Annotated in this window: 14 protein-coding genes and 1 pseudogene; 9 read left to right on the top strand and 6 right to left on the bottom strand. The window is 70.4% G+C overall.

Translation table 11 applies throughout. The features are described from left to right. Positions 1 to 4 precede the first annotated feature (4 nt). Positions 5 to 1,420 (bottom strand): multicopper oxidase family protein, encoded by a 1,416-nt coding sequence (locus tag A3G1_RS0122215; protein ID WP_018351695.1) that lies wholly within the window; start codon positions 1,418 to 1,420, stop codon positions 5 to 7. 15 nt (positions 1,421 to 1,435) lie between these two features. After that, positions 1,436 to 1,897, bottom strand: coding sequence for a hypothetical protein (locus tag A3G1_RS0122210; RefSeq protein WP_018351694.1), 462 nt, complete (start codon positions 1,895 to 1,897; stop codon positions 1,436 to 1,438). A 251-nt stretch (positions 1,898 to 2,148) separates the two neighbouring features. Here A3G1_RS0122210 and mfd point away from each other — a divergent pair, with 251 nt between their 5' ends. The 7 genes and pseudogenes from mfd to A3G1_RS0122175 all read left to right on the top strand — a co-directional run bounded on the left by mfd (position 2,149) and on the right by A3G1_RS0122175 (position 11,212). After that, a complete protein-coding gene (gene mfd / locus A3G1_RS36180; RefSeq protein ID WP_018351693.1) occupies positions 2,149 to 5,625 on the top strand; it encodes a transcription-repair coupling factor in 3,477 nt (1,158 codons plus the stop codon). Positions 5,626 to 5,633: 8 nt separating this feature from the next. Continuing rightward, entirely contained in the window at positions 5,634 to 6,326 is a 693-nt protein-coding gene (locus tag A3G1_RS0122200) for a hypothetical protein (protein WP_157641277.1), read from the top strand. Further along, positions 6,323 to 7,027, top strand: a pseudogene (locus A3G1_RS36175) (nucleoside triphosphate pyrophosphohydrolase); the annotation flags it as partial. The gene A3G1_RS0122200 and the pseudogene A3G1_RS36175, both read left to right, overlap by 4 nt. Positions 7,028 to 7,047: 20 nt before the next feature. Then, positions 7,048 to 7,767: an alpha/beta hydrolase gene (locus A3G1_RS0122190; protein WP_018351690.1), complete on the top strand. Its 720-nt coding sequence runs from the start codon at positions 7,048 to 7,050 to the stop codon at positions 7,765 to 7,767. A gap of 65 nt (positions 7,768 to 7,832) precedes the next feature. Next, positions 7,833 to 8,885, top strand: coding sequence for an LCP family protein (locus A3G1_RS0122185; protein ID WP_018351689.1), 1,053 nt, complete (start codon positions 7,833 to 7,835; stop codon positions 8,883 to 8,885). 13 nt (positions 8,886 to 8,898) lie between these two features. Next, a complete protein-coding gene (locus tag A3G1_RS0122180; RefSeq protein ID WP_018351688.1) occupies positions 8,899 to 10,473 on the top strand; it encodes a DUF885 domain-containing protein in 1,575 nt (524 codons plus the stop codon). Between the two features lie 181 nt (positions 10,474 to 10,654). Next, the gene (locus A3G1_RS0122175) at positions 10,655 to 11,212 is read left to right on the top strand and encodes a GNAT family N-acetyltransferase (protein WP_018351687.1); all 558 of its coding nucleotides are present in this window, start codon (positions 10,655 to 10,657) and stop codon (positions 11,210 to 11,212) included. A 56-nt stretch (positions 11,213 to 11,268) separates the two neighbouring features. Here the strand turns inward: A3G1_RS0122175 and A3G1_RS0122170 are convergent, their stop codons facing one another. From A3G1_RS0122170 to A3G1_RS40715, 4 genes are all read right to left on the bottom strand, one after another. Next, positions 11,269 to 11,574: a hypothetical protein gene (locus tag A3G1_RS0122170; RefSeq protein WP_018351686.1), complete on the bottom strand. Its 306-nt coding sequence runs from the start codon at positions 11,572 to 11,574 to the stop codon at positions 11,269 to 11,271. 135 nt (positions 11,575 to 11,709) lie between these two features. Next, positions 11,710 to 12,735, bottom strand: a complete 1,026-nt coding sequence (locus A3G1_RS0122165; RefSeq protein ID WP_018351685.1) for an endonuclease/exonuclease/phosphatase family protein — start codon at positions 12,733 to 12,735, stop codon at positions 11,710 to 11,712. Between the two features lie 78 nt (positions 12,736 to 12,813). Then, a complete protein-coding gene (gene nudC, locus A3G1_RS36170; RefSeq protein WP_018351684.1) occupies positions 12,814 to 13,611 on the bottom strand; it encodes an NAD(+) diphosphatase in 798 nt (265 codons plus the stop codon). Next, positions 13,608 to 14,201: a hypothetical protein gene (locus A3G1_RS40715; RefSeq protein WP_018351683.1), complete on the bottom strand. Its 594-nt coding sequence runs from the start codon at positions 14,199 to 14,201 to the stop codon at positions 13,608 to 13,610. The genes nudC and A3G1_RS40715 overlap by 4 nt, the downstream gene beginning before the upstream one ends. A gap of 242 nt (positions 14,202 to 14,443) precedes the next feature. Between A3G1_RS40715 and eno the strand changes: the two genes are divergently transcribed. After that, positions 14,444 to 15,712: a phosphopyruvate hydratase gene (gene eno / locus A3G1_RS0122150; RefSeq protein ID WP_018351682.1), complete on the top strand. Its 1,269-nt coding sequence runs from the start codon at positions 14,444 to 14,446 to the stop codon at positions 15,710 to 15,712. 250 nt (positions 15,713 to 15,962) lie between these two features. Continuing rightward, on the top strand, positions 15,963 to 16,469 hold the full coding sequence (locus A3G1_RS36160) for an FtsB family cell division protein (protein ID WP_018351681.1): 507 nt from the start codon (positions 15,963 to 15,965) through the stop codon (positions 16,467 to 16,469). Positions 16,470 to 16,493 lie beyond the last annotated feature (24 nt).

Here is a 16,493-nt window from a genome sequence, read left to right as displayed (position 1 = left end):
GCGCCTACTCGGGGCTGTTCGCGGCCGGTCCGCCGATCAGGAACGGGGTCGTGACTCCCTCGTACGAGACGTGGGCCATGAGTCCCTGTGCGGCGTGCGGGAGGTTGTGACAGTGGTCCATCCACAGGCCCGGGTTGTCGGCGACGAACACGATCTCGTAGGTCTCCCCGCTGGCCACGTTCAGCGAGTCCGTCCACCAGGGACTGCCGGTGGCGGGTACGCCGTCGCGGCTGGTCACGAGGGCGTGGTGCCCGTGCAGGTGCATCGGGTGCACCTCTCCGCTGTGGTTGGACACCGTGAACCGGACGACGTCGCCCTCCGCCACCCGGAAGTCCGGTACGTCGGGGAACATCCGCCCGTTGACCGTCCACCACAGTCCGGGCCTCCCGTCGAGGAAGCCCGGCCGCCGCCCGATGCTGTACTCGTGCTCCCGGTTGACCCGTCCCGGGTCGATCGGGGCCACGGCCGCCGGTGCGCCGTAGGCCAGCGGGTCGACCATCCTCGCGGGCGCCGGCGAGCGCTTGCCTGCCACGCTTCCCGGCGGGCTCAGCACGATGGCCGTGTCACCGCCCAGCTCGATCCGCGCGCCCGCCTCCGGTACGACGACCTCGATGTCCGCCCGGCCGCCGGAGGTGACCAGCACGCCCTGCCCGGTCACCGGGGCCGGCTCGCGGACCTCGGTACCGTCGATGGCCGCGAGCGTGAACGGCGCGCCGGTCACCCAGGACGTCATCGGCCCGTTGTCCGTGTTGATCACGCGGACCCGGGCCCGCTCTCCGGCAGCGCTCGGCTGCACGACATCACCCGCGTACCCGTTCACCGTCCGCACGGCCCCGTACCGGTGCACCAGCGCGACCACGCCACCCCTCGGCGTACCCGGTTCGATCACGACGGCTCCGAGCAGCCCTTTCTGGACCTGCTCGTGGGACACCTGGTGTGAGTGGTACCAGTACGTGCCCGCCTGCTCCGCCACGAACCGGTACGTGAACGACCCGCCGGGCGGCACCGCGTCCTGGGTGACCCCGGCGACCCCGTCCGCCGCGTTGGGTACGTCGATGCCGTGCCAGTGGACGGTCGCCCCGTCCGGTACCGACTCGTTGACCAGGGTCACCTCGACCAGCTGGCCCTGGACTGCCCGGACGGTCGGCCCCGGGGACGTCCCGTTCACCGTGTAGCCGTCGAAGGCGCGCCCCGAAGGCAGCCTGAACCGCTCCTTGCGGGCCACGAGCGTGACCCGGACATCGGCGGCCCGTGCCGGATCAGCCACGAGGGTGTGCACGCCCCGGCCGTGATGCTGGTGCCCGCCGTGACCGTCCATGATGGAGTAGGTGCCAGGCATCAGGCTGGCCTGCCAGAACCAGGCGAGCGGGGCCAGGACGACGATGCTCGCCGCGGTGGCCACCAGTGCGCGCCGGGCCATGACGCCGCGAGCGGATCAGCCGCCAGCCACGCCGGTCGTCACGCTGGCCGGTGCGACCTGGGCGACCCGCCTGCCAGCGGTGATCGAGACGCCGACGATGGCCAGCGCGTTGATGCCGTGCAGCATGCCCAGCAGCGGGATGCCGTGCGACATGTATCCGAGGGTGACCTGGATGGCGATCAGCAGGAAGATGATGGCTGCCCACTTGACCCCGCCCGGGATGTGGGCGAAGAACGACACGATCAGCAGGATCAGCCCGACGAGCGGGATGAGGAACGTCCCGTTCATGCTGTGGATGATGATTCCCCAGATCTCGGGGAAGGGCATCTCGCCGTCGGACTCGATGACGCTCTTGTCGAAGACGCCGCCGTCGTCCACCCATTTCGACAGGCCGGAAACCGCCCACACGGCCATCGCGGACTGCACGAACACCAGTCCGGCGATGACGAACGTCAATGTCCGGTAGAAGGATCGCATTGCCTTTCCCCTCCCCCTCGGGGCAGCCGGTACTGGCCAGCAATCCTTCTCAGGCTATCCCTGGATCAGGTACCGCAAAATAGAAGAAGCCTTCTCAAACGAACACCGGACAATTTTCATTATTCAAATTAACAATTTGGACATCCGGGGACCCCGCTCGATAACGGCGTGCGCGGGGGCTGGGCCGAGATAGGGTAGAGACCCCCGGTCCGCACTCGGATCGGGGTTAACGCCGTGCCTGGAGTGGATCAATGCAGCTCGCCGGCCTCCTCGCCGCAGCCATCGACGACCCCGTACTCTCCGCCGCCAGGGCCGGCGGTGACGAGCTGGATCTCACCGGCCCGCCTGCCATGCGGCCCTTCGTCGCAGCGGCGGTCACCGGCCCGGTCCTCGCGGTCACCGCGACGACCCGCGAGGCCGAGGAGCTGGCCACAGCCCTGCGCGCGCTCGTGCCCGCCGACACTGTCGAGTTCTACCCGGCCTGGGAGACCCTGCCGCACGAGCGGTTGTCCCCGCGCTCGGACACAGTCGGCCGCCGCCTCGCCGTGCTCCGCCGCCTCGCCCGCAAGGACGACGTCCGGATCGTCGTGGCCCCGGTCCGCAGCGTCATCCAGCCGCAGCTCGCCGGGCTGGGCGAGCTGGAGCCGGTCGAGCTGCGCTCCGGCACGTCCGCGGACCTCGACGAGGTGGTGCGCTCGCTGGCCGGCATCGCGTACAACCGGGTCGACCTGGTGGAGAAGCGGGGCGAGTTCGCCGTCCGTGGCGGCATTCTCGACATCTTCCCGCCCACCGAGGAACACCCGCTCCGGGTCGAGTTCTGGGGCGACGAGGTCGAGGAGATCCGGTACTTCGCTGTCGCCGACCAGCGTTCACTGGACCGGGCCGAGGTCATGACCGCCCCGCCCTGCCGGGAGTTGCTGCTCACGCCGCAGGTCAGGGCGCGGGCCGCCGAGCTGGCCAGGGAGTACCCGGGCCTGGCGGAGATGTGCGCGAAGCTCGCGGAGGGCATCGCGGTCGAGGGCATGGAGTCGCTGGCCCCGGTCCTCAACGCCGGCCGGATGGAGCTGCTGCTCGACTGCCTGCCCTCGGGCACGACGGTCGTGCTCTGCGACCCGGAGCGGATTCGCGGCCGGGCCGCCGACCTGGTCCGTACCGCCGAGGAGTTTCTCGAAGCGAGCTGGGCCGCGGCCGCCGTCGGTGGCCAGGCCCCCATCGATCTCGGCGCCGCGACCTTCCGCAGTCTCGCGGATGTCCGCCAGGTCGCTGCGGGCCTCGGCCAGCAGTGGTGGTCCTTCTCCCCCTTCGGTACCGGCACGGAAGGGCTCACCGCCTCTGCCCAGCCGGCCCCGCTCTACCACGGCGACGGCGCGGCGCTGCTCGGCGACGTCCGGCGCTGGATCGCCGACGGCTGGCGCGTTGTCCTCGTCTTCGCAGGTCACGGCCCGGCCGAGCGCGCGATCGAGCTGCTGAACGAGGCAGGCCTCGGCCCGCTGTCCCTGCCCTCGCTGCCCGGGCTGCCCGAGCCCGGCCGGGTCACCGTCACGACCGGCGACATCGAGCGCGGCCTGGTCGACGAGTCCACCAAGCTCGCCATCATCACCGGGAACGACGTCACCGGCGGGCGCGGCGCGTCCACCAGGGACATGCGCAAGATGCCGTCCCGGCGCAAGAACACGATCAACCCTCTGGAGCTGCGGGCCGGCGACTTCGTCGTGCACGAGCAGCACGGCATCGGCAAGTACGTCGAGCTGGTCCAGCGCACGGTGAACGGCGCGGAGCGCGAGTACCTCGTCATCGAGTACGCGGCCAGCAAGAAGAACCAGCCTGGCGACCGGCTCTACGTGCCGACCGACCAGCTCGACCAGCTGTCCCGGTACGTCGGCGGCGAGAACCCGACCCTGCACAAGATGGGCGGCTCGGACTGGCAGAAGTCGAAGGCCAAGGCCCGCAAGGCCGTCCGGGAGATCGCGGCCCAGCTCATCCAGCTCTACGCCGCCCGGCAGAACTCGCAGGGCCACGCCTTCGGCCCAGACACCCCGTGGCAGCGTGAGCTGGAGGACGCCTTCCCCTGGCAGGAGACGCCCGACCAGCTCTCGGCGATCGACGAGGTCAAGGGCGACATGGAGAAGCAGGTCCCGATGGACCGGCTGATCTGCGGCGACGTCGGGTACGGCAAGACGGAGATCGCGGTGCGGGCGGCATTCAAGGCCGTGCAGGACGGCAAGCAGGTCGCGGTGCTCGTGCCGACAACGCTGCTCGCCCAGCAGCACTTCAACACGTTCACCGAGCGGATGAGCCAGTTCCCCGTGGCGATCCGGCAGCTGTCGCGGTTCCAGACGCCGAAGGAGACGGCGGTGACGCTGGAGGGCGTGGCGGCCGGCTCGGTCGACATCGTGATCGGCACGCACCGGCTGCTCCAGCAGTCGACCCGGTTCAAGCAGCTCGGCATGGTGATCATCGACGAGGAGCAGCGGTTCGGCGTCGAGCACAAGGAACACCTCAAGTCCCTGCGTACCAACGTGGACGTCCTCGCGATGTCCGCGACCCCCATCCCGCGAACCCTCGAGATGGCCATCACGGGCATCCGGGAGATGTCGACCATCGCGACCCCGCCGGAGGAACGGCACCCGGTGCTCACCTCGGTCGGCGCCTACGACGAGCGGACCATCGCCGCCACCATCCGCCGGGAACTCCTCCGCGACGGCCAGGTGTTCTACCTGCACAACCGGGTCGAGTCGATCGAGAAGACCGCCCGCAAGCTCCGCGAGCTCGTACCGGAGGCCCGCGTCGTCACCGCGCACGGCCAGATGTCGGAGGACGCGCTGGAGAAGGTGATGGTCGGCTTCTGGGAGAAGGAGTTCGACGTACTCGTCGCGACGACGATCATCGAGTCCGGCATCGACATCCCGAACGCCAACACGCTGATCGTCGAGCGGGCGGACCTGCTGGGCCTGTCCCAGCTCCACCAGATCCGTGGCCGGGTCGGCCGGGGCAGGGAGCGGGCCTACGCCTACTTCCTCTTCCCGCCGGAGAAGCCGCTCACCGAGCACGCCCACGAGCGGCTGGCCACGATCGCCCAGCACACCGAGCTGGGGGCCGGCATGTTCGTCGCGATGAAGGACCTGGAGATCCGTGGCGCGGGCAACCTGCTCGGCGGCGAGCAGTCCGGGCACATCGAGGGCGTGGGCTTCGACCTCTACGTCCGGATGGTCGGCGAGGCCGTGCAGCAGTTCAAGGGCGGCGGCGCCGAGGAAGAGGAACCAGCAGACGTCAAGGTGGACCTGCCGGTCGACGCGCACATCCCGCACGACTACATCGGTGCCGAGCGCCTGCGCCTGGAGATGTACCGCAAGCTGGCCGAGGTGCGCGACACCGAGGCGCTGACGGCCGTCGAGGCGGAGATGAAGGACCGGTACGGCACGCTGCCCGAGCCGGTCGCCAACCTGGCCGAGGTGGCCCGCCTGCGCCTGATCGCCCGGGGCTACGGCCTCACGGACGTGTCGGTGCAGGGCAAGTTCGTCCGGTTCACCGGGCTCACGCTGCCGGACTCCAAGCAGCTGCGGCTCAAGCGCCTCTACCCGGAGGCCGTGTACAAGCAGGCGGGCGAGACCGTGTCCCTGCCCCGGCCGTCGACGCGCCGGGTCGGTGGCGAGCCGCTGCGCGACGTGCCGATGCTGCGCTGGTGCCAGGAGTTCCTGGACTCGCTCCTCGGAGGGGCCACACTATGATCCTCGTCATGAGACGAGCCCTTGCCGCCACAGCTCTCGCCGCCGTCGCGGCCCTGGCGCTGACCGGATGCCGTTCCGAGCCGATCGCCGCCGCGTACGTGGGCGACACCCGGATCGAGAATTCCCAGGTCCAGAAGGTTGTCGATGAGGTGAGCAAGCCGGGCGTGGCCAAGCCGGGCCAGGTCGGGCAGAGCAAGCAGGGCATCGCGTCCTTCATCGTGGTCGGCGAGCTGGCCCTGCGGCTGTGCGCCGAGCAGAAGCTGACGGTGCAGCCGGTCACGGCCGCGGAGTTCGCCGCGCAGCGCCGGTCGAACGAGGTGCTGGAGTTCGACCGGCTCCAGGAGAAGTACGCGCCGTGCCTGGCGGCCCTGGAGGAGTCGGTCGCCCCGGCCGTGCCGAGCGAGGCCGACGTCAAGGAGATGACGGCGCTCGTCAACGGGCAGGGCTTCCGGATCAACAACGCCGAGCGGATCACTGGTGACCAGGAGTTCCGCAAGAAGCTCGGCCTGCGTAACACGCTGCGTGAGGCGATGACGAAGTACAACGTCACCATCAACCCGCTCTACGCCCCGGCGTCGTACGTGGTGATGAGCGACGAGGGCCCGAACGGTGCGGCGGTCAAGCTGATCGTGCTCCAGCTCGCCGGCGCGAACCCTGCCGTCACGGACCGCCCGGTCGCCGAGGACGCGCCGGCCCTGTGAGCGACAGTACCGAGAGCCGCCGCATCATCTTCCTGGTCACCTCGCCCCGGTTGCCGGCCGGTCTGCTGACAGCCGAGGCGTGGGACCTGGTCCGTAAGTACCCGGTGCTGGCGGCGGAGGAGTCCTCGCAGACCGAGGCGCTCCGGCACGCCGGTGCCGATGTGACGGTCGGTGAGCCGGACATCCCGGCGATGGTCGCCAGGCCGGGCACGTTCGTCTGGCTGGCCGGCCCGGCCGGTGACCAGGACATGGCCCGCGCGCTGGGCCGCAAGCTGCTCCTGGAACCGGAGCCGGTCACCATCGAGCTCTGCTACGGCTCCTGGGACCCGCCCGGCGCCCGCCTGCTGGACGCCGTCACGGTGACCGACCGGCTCCGGCTGGAGGATCCGTGGAAGCGGCAGCAGACGCACGAGAGCCTGGCCCAGTACATGCTGGAGGAGGCCCAGGAGGCGCACGACGCCATCAAGGCCGGGAACTTCGCGAATCTCCGTGAGGAGCTGGGCGACGTGCTGCTCCAGGTGCTCCTGCACGCCCGGCTCGCCGAGGAACGCGACGAGGCCGAGCGGTTCACGGTCGACGACGTCGCCGGGGACTTCGTGGACAAGATGGTCCGCCGCAACCCGCACGTGTTCTCCGGTGTGACCGTCACGAGCATCGAGGACATCATCACGAACTGGCGCCTGATCAAGCAGGCGGAGAAGGAAGGCCGAGAAGGCCGGCCGTGATCAGGACCGAGGACGGCGTCGAGCTGTCGGCAGTCCATCTGGCAGGGCCGGACCTCGGGGCCTGCGTGGTGCTCGCGCACGGGTTCACCGGCTCGTGGAGGCGGCCGGCTGTCCAGCGGATCTGTGAGCGGCTCGGCGCGACGTTCGGCGTGGTGGCCTTCGACTTCCGGGGGCACGGCCAGTCGGGCGGTCAGTCCACTGTGGGGGATCGGGAGATCCTCGACGTCGACGCCGCGGTGGGGTGGGCGCGCTCACTCCGGTACACGAAAATCGTTCTTCTGGGTTTCTCCATGGGCGCTTCGGTCGTCATCCGGCACGCGGGGCTGATCGGCGGGGTGGACGCCGTCGTGGCCGTGAGCGGCCCGAGCCGCTGGTACTACAAGGGCACCAGGCCCATGCGCCGCCTGCACCGGATGCTGGAGTGGCCGGGCGGCAGGCTGGCCGGGCGGCTGCTGAAGGTGCGGATCGCGCCCGGCGGCTGGGATCCGGTGCCCGTCCCGCCGGACGAGGCCATCGCCGCGATCACCCCGGTGCCGGTGCTGATCGTGCACGGTGACGCGGACCACTACTTCCCGGTCGAGCACGCCGAGGCGCTGTACGCTGCCGCGAACGAGCCGAAGGAGCTGTGGCTGGAGCCCGGTTTCGGCCACGCGGAGAACGCCGCGCCGTCCGATCTCGTAGACCGAATCGTGACCTGGATCGTGGCAACCTTCTGACCTTTCATCGCGTCCACACAGGCGTGGGGAAGTCTGGAAAGCAGAAGGGTCCGTTATGGGCGCGGTTGTGCATCGCGTTCGGCACGGTCATCGTCCTGCTCAGCGGGGGAACGCTGGTCGCGGGCAAGCTGGCGCTCGACAAGGTCGAGGGCTCGGTACACAAGGCTGACCTGTTCGGCGAGCCGCCACCGCGGTACGTCAGCGAGGAAAGCACGATCACCGGCCCGCTGAACATCCTGCTGGTCGGCATCGATCCCCGGCCGGAGCGGCCGGGCGAGGCCCCGCGCGGCGACTCGGTGATGGTCCTGCACGTCCCGCGCTCGATGGACCGGGCGTACCTGTTCTCGTTGCCCCGTGACCTGCTTGTCCAGATCCCGCGCTGGGAGCCGGCCAGGTTCGAGGGGCACCGGCGCGACAAGCTCACGCACGCCATGTTCTACGGCGCCTCCCGTTCCGACGGCCAGCCGTCCGACGTGGCCAGTGGCTTCGCGCTGATGGCCCGGACGGTCAGCGGGTACACCGGGATCAAGGAGTTCGACGCCGGAGCCGTGATCAACTTTTCCGGGTTCACGAAGGTCGTCGACGCGCTGGGCGGGGTGACGATGGACATCGACCAGCGGGTCGAGTCGATCCACGTCACGCCGGACGGGCAGGCGCGCTGGCTGCTGCCGGGCAATCCGCCGCGCAAGACCTACGAGCCGGGCCGCCAGCACCTCAACGGCTGGCAGGCGCTCGACTACGTCCGCCAGCGCTACACCGAGGGCGGCGACTACTCGCGGCAGCGGCACCAGCAGCAGTTCATCCGGGCGATGGTCGACCAGGCCGTCAGCAAGTCCGTGGTGACCAACCCGGCCAAGCTCAGCTCGGTGATCGAGGCGGCGGGCGCCTCGCTGACCTTCGACGGCCGTGGCCGGTCCATCGCCGACTTCGCGCTCGCCCTGCGCGGCATCTCGCCCTCGGACATGACCCTGGTCAAGCTGCCGGGGGAGAACGTCGGCTCCGGCTACGGGTACCAGGGCGAGCAGTTGCTGCCCATCGCGGCTGGCTTCTTCGAGGCTCTCAACGCCGGTCAGATCGACGAGTTCATCGTCGGTCACCCGGAGCTGGTGAACAAGTAGGTAGGTTGGGCGGATGCCTGAACAGTTCGCACCCCTCGCAGAGCGGATCGTCGACGCGCTGCTCGCCTCGGACCCGCACGTCGCCTACGACGCCGGGGACCACCGCTTCGACGGCCAGCTCCAGGACTTCAGCGCCGAGGGCGTCGCAGCCCAGGTGAGCATGCTCCGCGACGCGGCGAACGCGCTGGCCCAGGTGGACGTCGACGAGCTCGGTGCCGAGGACGGCGTGGACCACGCGCAGCTCAGCACGGCCGTCGACAAGCGGCTGTTCGAGCTGACCGAGGTCCGCAGCCACGAGTGGAACCCGCTGCGGCACAACCCGGGCAGCCTGCTCAACGCGCTGCTCGACCGGGAGTTCGCCCCGGCGGGCATCCGGCTCGACTCGGTACGGGAGCGGCTGGGGGCCGTGCCGGAGGCGCTGGCCACCGCCCGCGAGACCCTGCGCGAGTGCCCGGCGATCCACGTGGAGACCGCGATCGGCCAGTTCGCCGGCGTGCGGCGGCTGATCGAGACCCGGGTGCCGGAGCTGGAGGCCGCCGCCGGGTTCACGGTCGAGACCGAGCGGGCGAACGCCGTGAAGGCCCTGGAGGAGTTCGACGGCTGGCTCAGGGCACAGCGGCCCGGCCGCGACCCGCGCCTCGGCCGCCGGCTGTGGGAGGGCAAGCTCTGGTACACGCTGGACACCGAGCTGAGCGCCGCTGAGGTGCTGGCCAGGGCAGAGGCCGCCGTGGAGCGGGTGACGGCCGAGCTGGCCGAGCTGACCGGCGGCGTGCCGATCCGCGAGGCGCTGAACGCCCTGGGTGCCGAACGTCCGGACAACACGACGATCCTCGGCCTGGCCCGGGAGAGCTTCGCCGAGGTGACGGCGTTCGTCCGCGAGCACGACCTGGTGTCCCTTGTGGACGATCCGCTGGTGATCGAGGAGATGCCGGAGTTCGCGCGCGGTCAGGCCGTCGCGTACTGCGACCCCGTCGGGCCGTTCGAGACGGCGCCGGTCGCGACGACGTACGCCATCTCCCCGACTCCGGCTGACTGGTCAGCGGAGCGGGTCGAGTCGTTCTACCGCGAGTACAACAACCACATGATCAAGAACCTCACGGTGCACGAGGCGACGCCGGGGCACTATCTCCAGCTCGCGCACGCCCGGAAGTTCCGCGGGTCGAGCCGGGCGCGGGCGCTGTGCGAGTCCGGCCCGTTCTGCGAGGGCTGGGCTGTCTACTCGGAGGAGCTGATGGCCAACGCCGGCTACGGCGGCCGGGCTGTCAAGCTCACCCAGCTCAAGATGCAGCTGCGGATGGCGATCAACGCGATCCTCGACCAGCTCGTGCACTGCGAGGAGCTGACCGAGGCCGAGGGGATGGCCTGGATGATGGACCGCGGCTTCCAGGAGGAGGGCGAGGCGGCCGGCAAGTGGCGGCGCGCGCTGCTCACCTCGACGCAGCTGTCCACCTACTTCGTCGGTTACACCGAGGTCGCCGCCATCGGCGCCGCCCGCCCCAGTGGCGTGACGGTCAGGGCCTGGCACGACGCGATGCTCGCCCACGGCAGCCCGTCGCCGCGCCACCTGGCCACCCTGCTCGGCGTCTGAAACCCCTTCATCTGTTACCCGCGGCGGGCCCCAGCAGGAGCAACAGCCGCGCTGAACAGGGCACGGGGCTGACCGGAGCACCCCGCTTCGCGGAAGGGCGCACACAGCGCCCGGCTGCGAGGCGGGGCCGCAGCGCTCGACGTGGCACAGCAGCCGCCCATCACGAGAGGGACCTGAGCGCATGTCGCTGCCAACCCCCACGCTGGACACCGCCCGCCTCCGTCTCCGCCCCTTCGGCGACGCCGACGCGGACGACCTCTTCGCCCTGCACAGCAACGCCAACGTCCTGCGCTACTGGGACTCCCCGCCGTGGACAGAGCGGGCGCGCGCCGAGCGGTTCGTCGCGGGTTGCCGTCAGATGGCGGAGGAAGGCGCCGGGGCGCGGCTCGCCGTGGAACGCGCCTCCGACGGAACGTTCATCGGCTGGTGCAGCCTGAACCAGTGGAATCCCGAGTTCCGCAGCGCGTCGCTGGGCTACTGCTACGGCGAAGCGGCATGGGGCCACGGCTACGCGACGGAGGCCGCTGGCGCTCTGCTGCGCTGGGCGTTCGGCACGCTGGACCTGAATCGCGTCCAGGCCGAGGCCGACACGCGCAACGTTGCCTCGGCCCGCGTGCTGGAGAAGCTCGGGTTCGTGCGTGAAGGGACGTTGCGGGAAGACTGCGTCGTGAACGGCGAGGTCTCCGACTCGTGGGTCTACGGGCTGCTCAGGCGGGAGTGGTCACCGGACAGGTCCTAGCTCTGCCCGTCGCGGGGACGGTTCCGGTGAACCGCCCCCGCGAGTACCCGGTCTCATCAGACGCTGTAGTCCACCCAGCCCTCGTCGGCCTCGGTGCCGGACCAGCAGGACGCGGTGGACGGGCCAACGGTCACGGTCTGGCCATAGGCGTTGCCCATGTACCGGTAGTCGGTGATGCGGAAGCACTTCACCGCGGCCCGGGCGTTGTCGTTGTTGTGGATGTAGCAGTAGATCTTGAAGGACTGCCCGGTCGGGTAGCCCTGCGAACTACAACCCTGGGTGGCCTGCGCGGCCTGGGGTACGGCGAGAACGGCTGCGGTGGCCAGCCCCGCGAGGGCTACCGCACGGAACGTCTTGGACACGGATTCCTCCTGGTCAACTCGTGATCACTGATCGCGATCAATGCAAGGGGGACGCTACGTATCCACGCTTGCCGCTTTCTTGCCGTTCGCTGGCAATCGCGTTCGCCGCTGTGCGGGCAGTGGCTTGCGAGGCGCTCAGCTGACGAGCAGGTCCGTTACGACGGCGGCGTGGTCGGAGTAGAACCGGCCCGGCCCGTGTTCCGGGAGTCGGCTGTCCACAGTGGTGGAAGCCGTCACGGTCACGCCGGCGCCCCGGGTGAACACGAAGTCGATCCGGTCATCAGTGATCATGTAGCCGTACTCCGGCTGCGGGCTCCACGTGCGCCCCGGATGCGTGCACACGTCGGGGTTGGCGGCGCGGTACGTGTCGGTGAATCCGGTCTCGGTCAGCACGGTCGTGGTCCGCAGCTCGTAGCCGAGGCCGTAGTGCCGGGCGCACCGCGACCACGCCGGAGCCCAGTCGGCTGCCGGGACGGTGTTGAAATCGCCGGCCAGCACGACGGGCGAGGTGTCCCCGGCCAGCATCAGCGGCAGCTGGTTGCGCACGATGTCGGTGAGCTGCGGCGTCTGGGCCCTGCTCTCCGCGCCGGCCACCTTCCGCGCGGCGTACGTGGCCCGCCGCCCGGCCACGGCGTCGGTGGCGTTCGTGTCGATCATGTCCCCGATCCAGGGGTTGGTGTACGAGAGCCATGTGTCGAACAGATTCAGCTGACGGCCGTTGGGCAGCGCGACCCGGACGCCCCCGAAGTTGAAGTCGGTGACGGCGCTGCCCGAGGGCTTGGGGTAGACCTTCACCACCGGGTACCTCGTGAAGATCCAGAGGTTGTCGCTGCTGCTGGACGTGATCCGGGTGGCGCTGTAGGCGCCCTTGCCCGCCCGGGCGGTCAGGCCCTCGCGGATGGCGTCGGCCGCGCCGTAGGTCTCCACGGCGAAGAAGACGTCCGGGCTGATCGCGACGAGCTGGTCGACGACGCGGGGCAGGTTGGCGGCCCCGCCGACGGCCGGGTCCTGCCCGCCGTGCCAGATGTTCCAGGCCAGGACCCGCACGGGTTCCGGCGTGGCTGCCGGGCTCACGGGCGCGGCGAGAGCGTGGACGGTGGTACCGGACAGCAGGGCGGCGGCGCAGACAGCGGCGGCCGCGCTCCTTCTGAGGATCGACATGCGCCGGATAATGCATGACACACCACTCGGGCGGGCAAACACCGGACGGCAGCCCGGTAAGGCCCGGGTAAGCGGAAACTACACGCGCTCAGGAACCGGGCCCCTGCGCTCGCCAGCGACAGCCGCGTCCAGCAGCCACCGGGCGATGCTGAAGTGCGGCGGCACCTCGGCGGGCAGCGCGTCCAGCGGGAACCACTCGGCGGCCGTCAGCTCGGCACCGTCTACTGTGGGCACGCCGGCCGCCCAGTCGGCGGTGAAGCCGACGAGCAGCTGTCCCGGCCCGGCCATGCTCCACGGCTGGCTGCCGGCGTAGGCCAGGTTCGTGATCTCCAGGCCGGTCTCTTCCCGTACCTCGCGGCGGGCCGCGTCCTCCAGCGTCTCGCCGTACTCGGTGAACCCGGCGATCAGCGCCCACATCGTTTTGGCCGGCCCGTACGAGTGCCTGGCCAGCAGGACCTCGTCGCCGCGCCGGATCAGCACGATCACCGCCGTCGACAGCTGCATCGGGACGAGCAGGTCGCAGCCGGAGCAGCGTGGCCACGAGTAGCCGGGCTGGTAGGCGAGCTCCTCGCGGCACGCACCGCAGTACCGGTGGGTCCGCCGCCAGGTGACGAGCTGGAGCGCGCGCCCGGCCAGCGCCAGCGTCTCCTGGTCGAGGGTCGCGGCCAGCTCGCGCCACGTCGCCCCGCCGTCGGCAGCCGACTCCTCGGCCCAGGCCGGCACACCGTCGAACGTGCCCAGGAACAGCAGTTCCCCGGGCACTCCACGAGCGCCGACCGAGCCGATCGTGACCCGGTCTCCGGACACGGTGAGCAGCCAGTCGCCGGTCACCGGGCCGCGTGGAGCCTCCGTGCTGGCCAGCAGGCGGCTGTTCACTGACCGGCCGGCTTGTCGAACGCGTTCGCGGCGACCGTCTCCTCGTATCTGCTGAGGACCACGTCCACCTTCACCCCGCCAACCTCGCCGGTGAAGCTGCCGAGCACACCCCGGTCGGTGAAGCACGCCTCGTACCTGTCGACCTTCACGCACAGCGCGTGCTGACCGGCCAGCGTGGTGTCACTCGGCGTGATGGTCCCCGAGGCGTGCAGGGAGGACTCGGTGAGCACCCGGATCGCCTGCGGCCCGGTCAGGAACCCGGGAATCGCCACCGGCACCCCGGTGGCCGGGGTGGGCTTGATGGCCGAGCACTGCGTGCCGCACTGGTTCGCGCCCTCGGGCGTGATGATCAGTTTGCCGCCGGGGTGGGTGTACGCCGTCCTGAGCGGTTTCTGCCCCTGGACGACTGTGACGATTTCGTTACCCGCGAGGCGGTACTCCGCGGTGTATGTCCGTTCCGCGCCCTCGGCGAGCCGGGACGCCAGCGTGTTGATCAACCGGGCCGGGTCAGCCGGGCTCCCGGCCTCTGCCGTGGTCTGGCAGCCGGCCAGGGTGAGGAGCGCCAGGGTGGCGCCTGCGAGTCGACGCATAGATGCCAGCCTTCCCTGTCAGCCGGCCGTGCGCAAATCCTCTTCGTGCGCCCGGAGTGTCCCGCCAGCCCCGGCGGCCCGGGCGGACCGTCACCTCCGGAGAGCCCCGGAGGTCACTGGCCAGGGAGCCAGCGCACGCGCCCCCGGGGCCGGTGACTACGCTCGGCTGTGGGCCGCGAAGCCGCCGGCCCGGCCTTGGCCGCAGCGGCGCGGCCTCATCTCGATCTTCGAGGAGAGACAACGTGGCAACGATTGAGGGCATCGCCGCCCGCGAGATCCTGGACTCCCGGGGCAACCCGACCGTCGAGGTCGAGGTCCTGCTCGACGACGGCACCTTCGCCCGCGCCGCCGTGCCGTCCGGCGCGTCGACCGGCGCCTTCGAGGCCGCCGAGCTGCGTGACGGCGGCGACCGGTACCTCGGCAAGGGTGTCGAGCAGGCCATCGGCAACGTCAGCGCCATCGCCGAGGAGCTGATCGGCTACGACGCGACCGACCAGCGCGCGATCGACGCCAAGATGATCGACCTGGACGGCACGCCGAACAAGGGCAACCTGGGCGCCAACGCGATCCTGGGCGTCTCGCTGGCCGTGGCCAAGGCCGCTGCCGAGTCGGCGGGCCTGCCGCTCTTCCGCTACCTGGGTGGCCCGAACGCCCACCTCCTGCCGGTACCGATGATGAACATCCTCAACGGTGGCGCGCACGCCGACAGCAACGTCGACGTGCAGGAGTTCATGATCGCCCCGATCGGGGCCCCGACCTTCCGCGAGGCGCTGCGCTCGGGCACCGAGGTGTACCACGCGCTCAAGGCCGTCCTGAAGAAGAAGGGCTACGCGACCGGCCTCGGCGACGAGGGCGGCTTCGCCCCGAACCTGCCGGCCAACGCCGCGGCCCTCGACCTGATCGCCGAGGCGGTGGAGAAGGCCGGCTACGCGCTCGGTACCGACATCGCGCTCGCTCTGGACGTCGCGGCCACCGAGTTCCACAAGGACGGCTCGTACACCTTCGAGGGTGTGCAGAAGTCGGCCGACGACATGGCCAAGTACTACGCTGGCCTGCTCGACACCTACCCGATCGTGTCGATCGAGGACCCGCTGTCCGAGGACGACTGGGCCGGCTGGAAGGCGCTGACCACCCTGGTCGGCGACCGTACCCAGCTCGTCGGCGACGACCTGTTCGTCACCAACCCGGAGCGGATCGCCCGCGGCATCGCGGAGAGCACCGCCAACGCCGTCCTCGTCAAGGTGAACCAGATCGGCTCGCTGACCGACACCCTGGACGCCGTCGACCTGGCGCACCGGGCCGGCTTCCGGACCATGATGAGCCACCGGTCCGGCGAGACCGAGGACACCACGATCGCCGACCTCGCGGTGGCGCTCGGCTGCGGCCAGATCAAGACCGGCGCCCCGGCGCGGTCCGAGCGGGTCGCCAAGTACAACCAGCTGCTCCGGATCGAGGAAGAACTCGACTCGGCCGCCCGCTACGCGGGCGCGCTGGCGTTCCCCCGCAGGTAGTGCCGACCCGCTGAGAACGAATCTGGACTGCGCGTCGCGGCTTCCCACGTACAACACCGGTACGAGGGAAGCCGCGACGCTTGCCAGATCCGCCCTCAGCGGGCCACTGCGCCTCAGATCAAAACCAAGATCAAGGGCGGTAAGTCCGGTTTCTTGGTACGTGATGGGTGGGCCGGGGAGTTCCGGCGGGTCGCAATAGACTCAGTGGACGACCCGCGCCCGTGCGCGACACCCCTCTAAGGAGCGTCACGTGACCCGCTCACCCGGCAGCAGAGGCCCCAGCCGCAGGCCTGGCCGGTCCGCTGCCCGCCCGGCTGCGGCGCGCCGGCCGGCCGCCCCGGGCGCCGCGCAGCGTACCCGGCCGCCCCGGCAGAAGCGGCTGACCGGCCGCGCGGCTGTGCTCGGCCTGCTGCTCGCCGCGCTGATGCTGGCCTACGCGTACCCGGTGCGGACGTACCTGACGCAGAACGCCGAGATGTCCCGGCTCCAGCAGCAGCTCGCCGACCAGCAGGTCAGGATCGAGCGGCTCAACGAGCGTTACAAGAAGTGGGACGACCCGGCGTACTTCACCCAGCAGGCCCGCGAACGCCTCCAGCTCGTCCTGCCCGGCGACACCGCGTACCGGATCTCCGGCACCCCGGCCACCGGCCAGCCCGATGCCGACGCCTCCGGCCGGGGCAAGTCCGCTGGGGAGGGCACCTGGTACGGCAAACTATGGTCGAGTACCAAGGCAGCGGACAAACCACGAAGAAAGTAGCCAGGTAGCCAGGTGAACGACAGT

Source organism: Longispora albida DSM 44784 (assembly GCF_000379825.1).
Classification (GTDB): Bacteria; Actinomycetota; Actinomycetes; order Mycobacteriales; family Micromonosporaceae; genus Longispora; species Longispora albida.
The sequence above is the reverse complement of the archived record's forward strand: the minus strand, read 5'-3'. Positions and strand labels throughout refer to the sequence as shown.

Coding starts and splice junctions, on each gene's coding strand:
- A3G1_RS0122215 (WP_018351695.1), bottom strand. CDS start 1,420: ATGGCCCGGCGCGCACTGGTGGCCACCGCGGCGAGCATCGTCGTCCTG.
- A3G1_RS0122210 (WP_018351694.1), bottom strand. CDS start 1,897: ATGCGATCCTTCTACCGGACATTGACGTTCGTCATCGCCGGACTGGTG.
- mfd (WP_018351693.1), top strand. CDS start 2,149: ATGCAGCTCGCCGGCCTCCTCGCCGCAGCCATCGACGACCCCGTACTC.
- A3G1_RS0122200 (WP_157641277.1), top strand. CDS start 5,634: ATGAGACGAGCCCTTGCCGCCACAGCTCTCGCCGCCGTCGCGGCCCTG.
- A3G1_RS0122180 (WP_018351688.1), top strand. CDS start 8,899: ATGCCTGAACAGTTCGCACCCCTCGCAGAGCGGATCGTCGACGCGCTG.
- A3G1_RS0122175 (WP_018351687.1), top strand. CDS start 10,655: ATGTCGCTGCCAACCCCCACGCTGGACACCGCCCGCCTCCGTCTCCGC.
- A3G1_RS0122165 (WP_018351685.1), bottom strand. CDS start 12,735: ATGTCGATCCTCAGAAGGAGCGCGGCCGCCGCTGTCTGCGCCGCCGCC.
- A3G1_RS40715 (WP_018351683.1), bottom strand. CDS start 14,201: ATGCGTCGACTCGCAGGCGCCACCCTGGCGCTCCTCACCCTGGCCGGC.